The organism is Niastella sp. (genome assembly GCF_045805085.1).
Classification (GTDB): Bacteria; Bacteroidota; Bacteroidia; order Chitinophagales; family Chitinophagaceae; genus Niastella.
Genome location: NZ_JBJMLX010000504.1, coordinates 1 through 7,129 on the forward strand (window position 1 = coordinate 1; position 7,129 = coordinate 7,129).

General features: G+C 41.8%; 4 protein-coding genes. 2 read left to right on the top strand and 2 right to left on the bottom strand.

The features are described from left to right. Positions 1-715: 715 nt before the first annotated feature. Complete coding sequence (locus tag ACJ751_RS26405; protein WP_407748532.1) at positions 716-1,561, bottom strand: hypothetical protein; 846 nt, start codon at positions 1,559-1,561, stop codon at positions 716-718. Positions 1,562-2,148: 587 nt separating this feature from the next. On the opposite strand from ACJ751_RS26405, the gene ACJ751_RS26410 reads away from it, so the two are divergent. Further along, positions 2,149-5,109 carry a gliding motility-associated C-terminal domain-containing protein gene (locus ACJ751_RS26410; RefSeq protein WP_407748533.1) on the top strand — a complete coding sequence of 987 codons (2,961 nt, stop codon included), beginning with the start codon at positions 2,149-2,151 and terminating at the stop codon, positions 5,107-5,109. A gap of 196 nt (positions 5,110-5,305) precedes the next feature. Here the strand turns inward: ACJ751_RS26410 and ACJ751_RS26415 are convergent, their stop codons facing one another. Then, positions 5,306-5,956 (bottom strand): hypothetical protein, encoded by a 651-nt coding sequence (locus tag ACJ751_RS26415; RefSeq protein ID WP_407748534.1) that lies wholly within the window; start codon positions 5,954-5,956, stop codon positions 5,306-5,308. A gap of 148 nt (positions 5,957-6,104) precedes the next feature. Here ACJ751_RS26415 and ACJ751_RS26420 point away from each other — a divergent pair. Continuing rightward, a partial coding sequence (locus tag ACJ751_RS26420) for a TOTE conflict system archaeo-eukaryotic primase domain-containing protein (RefSeq protein ID WP_407748535.1) occupies positions 6,105-7,129 on the top strand: 1,025 nt, incomplete at its 3' end.

Below are 7,129 nucleotides of genomic sequence, written 5' to 3' on the forward strand. Positions count from 1 at the left end.
CAGGTTCAGTGGTCAATAGACCCTAAAAAACGAAGTTTAATTCCTATTGAATAGCACGAACAAACTGCCTTCGTTCAATAGGATGGGTATTCCTGATTAACGGCTTTTTTACCCAATCCTTTTACCAATCATTGACTTTGAATTAAAAAGCCATCATGGGCCTAACTACCTGGATGAACTGAACAGACCCACACAAATACTGAGTCAAAAAATGATTGACCAGATGAAGCAAAGACAAGCTGCTGAACCACACCGCTTTCAAAGATTAATTGATGCAGCATTTTTAGATGACGCAATCAAAATCATTGGTCATCAGAATCTGTGGCCCATGTTCCAGCCGTATTTAACGAACCATAAAAGATATTTACCAGGAGAGTGAATCAATATTGGATAAAAGGCTGTCGGAAAATAGGGAATTCTTGATTCATAAGAAGTCTGAATTGGAAGAGGCCGAACGACAATTGCACAGTGATGAAGCTAAATGGATAAAAAACGAAATCAATCTCGATACTTATAATCGTTGGTATAGCGATTTAAACCGAAAGACCCAACTACAGGGATATGTCGCAGGAATTAAGCAGAGAAGACGATGAAATCCAGTTGCTACTGAAAAATGAGTTTATTAAGCCGAACCAACTAAAAGAATTCTTTAAGCGTTTGATGAATCAGGCACAATAAGGCACTACCCTTATGTTACCTGTTTCCGGTTTGATCACTATTTAAAAAGCAGGGTCATATTATTCTGCTTTTCCCATTTTCCATTTTTTTTTGAATAAAGGAAGAATTCAATTCCCTGTTTATTGACAGTTGCAATAGTTTCCCACTGATATATAAAAACGCTCTCCGTACCTGTAGGCAGGATAAATGTCTTGCTTTCCATTTCCTTGACCTGGTTGTTTAGCTCTTCGGCTTTCATATACTTTTTTAGCGTAAGCAGCGAAAATGTTGAGGGCAAACAGAAGGTAACAGCTTCCTTCGTTACCCGGGCCACTGCTATGCCACTCGTTTGGTAGTCAAAGAAGTATTTATTATCGCCACAGACAACGAGAGGTTGCAACGGTTTTGCGTTCTTATAAATCAGTTCATTGAGATTTATCCATCTGCCTCCATCATACGCATATCCTTTTTCAAGGTTTCCCTCCAGGTAGGTGAAGTCGCATTCAGTGCTGTAGGCGTTCCTGATCCAGTTTTGTGGTGTAATTTTAACAGTTGGATCGAAGGAATAAGCCCTATAACGTTCCCATTTGAGGCCACGGTCCTCTTCATAATTCATTTCATAAAAAACGATGCTGTCCCTGAACAGTATGATCAACTTCCGCTCATTTCCGGCCAGGGCAACTGTTCCTGCAGGAATAGAGAATTCGCCTGACAGCATCCAGGGATGGTCGTTTTTCAGTTCATCATATTTCTGACTATAGAACTTTACTTTCCCATCCCTTGGTATTCCAATATAGCCACAGGCGGTGAACACATCCAATGCCGGTGTTCCGGTATTGTTTTGTTGCGCATAAGTGCATACTGCCTGGCAAAAGAGGGTTGTTATCAATAGGATTTTGTACATATTACAAGAAATATTCGCACAAATTTACCACTTGCTTCTTAACTACTCAGGATTTTGAACATAATTTTAGTGAGCCGGCCAGATACATATCTATCCGATTTATTGGTCATGGCCATCGCAAACGCCCGGCGTAGTAACCGGCCCGATTCGGGACCTATACGCCGAAGTTAGTCGACTTGCCCGGCAAAAGAAAGGAAGAATGCTGATTGTTACTTACCTCTTTTTAATATATTTTTGAACCGTTCAGCATCGTTTTACATATTGAACGCCTCCTAAACATGAACCCGAGAAAACAGGTCCCGTATACCGTACTTCTGTTATTGATCTATTGTGGCACGCTGGCACAAACTCCAATACCCTCTGCTGACTATACAAGAGTAACGGATTCTGTTCAGCGGATGCAGTTGATCCATAACCAAGGAAATCAAAACAGCCGCCCCCCATTACCCCCCGCAGCTAACCTCCCTGCCTCCTTCAAAAGATTAGCCCTACAGCTTCGGCAACAGCCTCTACAAACTATAGGGCAGTCTGCACGGTCCTCACGCTTATTGGCCACCGTATGTTTCGATACCTCAGGGCGTTATTTTATGCAGGAAGATACCATGACCTATTATGTCACCAATTCGCAGATGCTAACAGATGGCAACGTGCTGATAAGCGGACAGTGGGCAAGCCGCAATGCCCCTTATGGCAGTGGTGGATTCCTAATGAAGTGTACAGATACCGGCACCCTGCAATGGAACCGATTATACGATAGTGTTAATCACCGGTCCTACGGTTATATTAATTATTACAGGTCGCTTGAGCTCCAGGACGGCTCTTTTTTACTGGCAGGCGCTACCAATAATCCGGTCACCAGTAATGATGATGTGATCATTACCCACACAGATAATAACGGCAATATTATTTGGAGTAAAACATATAGATCAAAGGTATGGCAGGTGGGCACAAACGGCAGTGGTTCCTATTTTTATATACAGGATGTAAAACAGGACCCTTATACGGGAGACATCTTCTTTTCCAGCCCCCACTGGTCTGATGGTTATAATATTACAAAATTCAATATTGCCAATGGTGCGGTTGCCTGGAGCAAATACTATAATACCTGGGGAGCCAGTTTTGACAGACCTATTGGCTTCGACATAACATCCCAGGAACTCGTTTCATTTTCAAGCTATACCACAGGTGGAACTGGCATCAGTATGTACAGGATCAATAAGAACACGGGAGACACGATCGCAACCAGGTTTTATCAACCGTTAGATGCATCTAATTCCAATGGCTACGTAGGTTTTCTAAATGCGGATGGAGTAACAAAACTGAACAACGGAAATTATGCACTTTACGGCCCACAGTATAAGTATTATCGCTGGGGTGCCACCGATACTGCAGATATGTATCATGCCGGTGTGGTAGAATTAGACCCGGCGGGCAATTTTGTAAAGGCTTATTCCTTCCGGAATCCATATTCCAGCAATAGTTATAATACAAAGATCCAGGTTTTCAAGGATGGTTCGGGCGTATTCAGTATGTTGGAGATTTTCAGCGGCTACACCGCCAACGTATATTACGTACAGTTTAAAGATGGACAGATATTGAAGCAACGTCGTAGGTATTATTTAGGTGAAGGCATGCCCAATGAAAATGCAGCACTCCGCCTCGGAGATGGCAGCGACCTGATCATAAAATTGCTGGGAGATTCCATTTCGAACATCAATAAAATTGAGTTCCTCAACCTCCATATTTCCGATACAGCATCCAATTGCCTTGGCTGGGATGATTTCGGTACTTATACAGAACCGTACAAAGTTGTTCCTGTCAATTACGGGTTCAAATCTATTGTATCCAATGATCTTTATGAAAGTACCAACAAAACATTGACCACCTGGAACTCGGTACCTTATGAATTACCTGCCTGCCGCCAGGTCTCGCATTGTGACACATTTTCACTCGTGCCTTCTGCCGATACTATTTGTGTGTCTGGTAGCCTCATCCTTACGGCCCGAAAAAATCCTGGTTGTGGCGCCAGCCCCTTCCTGAAATATGATACATCCTTGGTACAGTCGTTCCAGAAACTGAATGACTCCATGTACCTGTTCAATTTCAAAGATCCCGGCGAGTTTAAGTTGTATGGCAGTATACCAGGTTGTACTTTGCTCACTGATTCTGTCAAAGTAAGTGTGCGCCGGTCAAATGGCCAGGTTTACCTTGGAAAAGATACAGTTATCTGCCCGGGCAACACTATACAACTCAACGCCCATAAAGGCTATAAAACTTACCTGTGGCAGGATGGGTCGACAGACTCCGTGTTACAGGTAACTCAACCTGCCATTTATCATGTGTTGGTTTCAGACTCTTGCGGCAACCCGTTCCGAGATACACTGGAGGTAAAGCCACATCCTCCAATTCCATTCGACATTGGCATGGATACTGTTACGATATGTGAAAAAGATACTATTGCCATTATGGCGCCAGCAGCCTTCTTTAATTACAATTGGCGGCCCAATTACAATGCCAATGGTATAACTTCACAATCGATCCGCGTGGCTCCCGCCAGAGATACTATGTACTATGTAAGCGCCGAAAAAACACCCGGCTGTTATGTATACGACTCCATTATGTTGAAAGTAAATCATTCAACGGCTATAAATTTAGGCGTAGATACGTCGTTTTGTTCCGGCGACAGCCTTGTGCTCGATGCAGGAGCCGGATTCAGTCAGTATCAGTGGAGCACAGGCAGTACGGCCCGGAAGCTAACGGTTTTTAATACGGGTAAATATTGGGTAAAAGTTGTCCCCGGCAACGGCTGTAAATCAGCCGACACTTTGCAGATATTGCAGGTATTCAATAACCCTGTACCGAACCTGGGCGCAGATGGTCCCTTGTGTGAAGGAACGGTAGGCCGGTTGAATCCAGGTGTTTTCAGTCAGTATTCCTGGAGTACCGGAAGTACTGATTCTGCTATTTCGGTGACTCAACCCGGTGTGTATGCAGTATCTGTCATCGATCAGCATGGTTGCAAAGGAGCAGATACCATGACAATAGACAAACTGGTAGCGGCTCCTACGGATTTTTTACCGGCAGATACCACTATTTGCAACAAAAGCAAATATGTGCTGAAACCGGCGCGCACTTTCTCTTCCTACAATTGGAGTACGGGCAGTACCGGTAGTTCAGTGACCATCACCAAGGCGAATACCTATTGGCTGGAAGTGAAGGATCAGTACCAATGTATAGGCAGGGACACCATTGCTATTGCACTCAAAGATTGTATGAGAGGGATTTATATTCCCAATGCTTTTACGCCCAACAACGACGGCAGGAACGATGTATTTAAACCGTTGATATTTGGCAACCTGGTCAAATATGAATTAAATGTGTACAATCGCTGGGGACAATTAGTATTCCATTCTACCGACAGCCGCAAAGGGTGGGATGGTATATTTCAGGGCAGTCTGCAATCAGGCACCTTTGTATGGACCTGCATCTGGCAACTCGAAGATGAAGAAGTGAAAAGAGAGAAAGGCGTTGTAGTAGTGGTGAGGTAATTTCTTTTGGGATTGCCCAAATAGAGAGATACATGAACCGGCACCAAAAAAGGCCCACTTATAAGTGAACCTTTTTTATTCTGTGGAGTCCGCCGGAAGATGGTCGAACCAATTAAAGGAATTATTTAAGCGTATGAATAATGAAAAGCAATTGATAGATAAAATATCGACAATATCATCAATCATTCCGTGAGATTTATTTTCTTTCCATTATATAAAAGACGGTATCAATAAAGAAGAGCACATCATTTCTGGCTATTACATTTTCATCGTGCATATCTTCTAATATCAACCCAAACTCGGTATTAAAGTAGTCCTGGCGCTTGGTATGTGCAAATCCATTAAAAATTAAATGATCTTTAATGTCGGCCAGGTCAGCTTGCTCCCCTTCAATGAAACGTTGGAGAACTACAGCTCGAAGTTCTCCTTCTTTGCCCACAGTAAAACCGACAAGTTCATAAGCAGTATTTGGAAACAACAGATTATGTATTACCAGGCTGTTGAGGTACTCAAGCCAGGTGGCATAGTACACCGCATCATTATTTTTAATAACATGCAATTGATCTGGGGCCAGATAAATTTTAGACTCTCCGCCCTCCGTCAGATATTGAGAACCTGCTGGCAAGGATTGCATCCAGAGCCCTTTATCTTCAGCGTAAGCTTTTATGAAGCGAGCCTGTTCTTCTTTGACAATTGAGCGACTTTCGAATTCCTTTTTAACAGTTGGATTTGAGCCAAAGCTTTTGCAAAGGAGATTTCTGATTGCTGTGCAATGATCTTCTTGCCCTTCAAGGACATCTCCTCTAACGATATTTTGAAGTTTTTGACGGATTTCATCTGAGATCATTTAGGCAATAATAAGAAAAATTGCTCAACAGAGATAACTCAGCTCGCATTTAATTAAAAATCAAACACTTGCAACAACAGACTCCGCTATTAAAGTTAAATTTATAGCTTACGTGAAATTTAACCATAATTATTACCAACTCAGAATAATGATTCTAATTTCGAAAGAATCACTGCAGGTTTTCATGTCTTTTTTCAAAGGAAGACAAGACGTATTTGCCATTCGCTGGGAAAAAGATGGCCGTAGTGGTTATATGCCTGCTTATGATTTAAATTGGGATGAATATGCAATCCATAAAGCAAATGGCGGTACACTTAAGGACTTCGCCAATAAGTCCTATTCACCGTTAACTGAACAAAGATTATTGAATCATCTGTCAGGCAAAGAAGTGATTGGTCTTTATCCACTTTTACCAGATAATTCTTCGTGGTTCATAGCAGCCGATTTCGATGAATCAGAATCCGGTAAAATAAGGTGGCAGGATGAAGTGAAGATATTTATAGACGCCTGTGAAAGACATAAGCTGCCGGTATATCTTGAACGTTCCCGAAGCGGACAAGGAGGCCATGTATGGATATTTTTTGAAAACAGCTATCCTGCCTTTAAAAGTAGAAGGATCCTGCTTTACATTCTTGAATCAACAGGCATTATTTCTCCTTTCGATAAAAATTCCAATTATGACCGGCTGTTTCCTAACCAGGATTCACATTCCGGCAAAGGAGTCGGCAATCTGATAGCATTACCATTGCAAAAGAAATCACTGGATAATAATAATTCCTGTTTTATCGATCCGGTTAGTTATAAACCTTATCCAGACCAATGGTCATTTTTGCAAACAATAAAGAAAGTGGATACCCGGCACTTGGATGAGATATACAATTCATTTACAGGATCAGACAATAAACACATACAAACAGTTTCATCAAATTCAGCAGTACTGCAAATCACGCTAACCAATAATATTAAAATTCCACGAGCACATTTAAGTCCTGGCCTGGTAAACTTTTTAAGAGATAACCTCAACTTCGTTAATTCTGAATATATCATAAAGAAGAAGCTTGGTAAAAATACGTTTGGCACAGAAGCCTACTTCAGAATGCTTGAAGAACGAGATGGTTATGTTTTTATTCCAAGAGGATTTGTTAGAGAACTACTTCTGTATTGCAAAGAAAA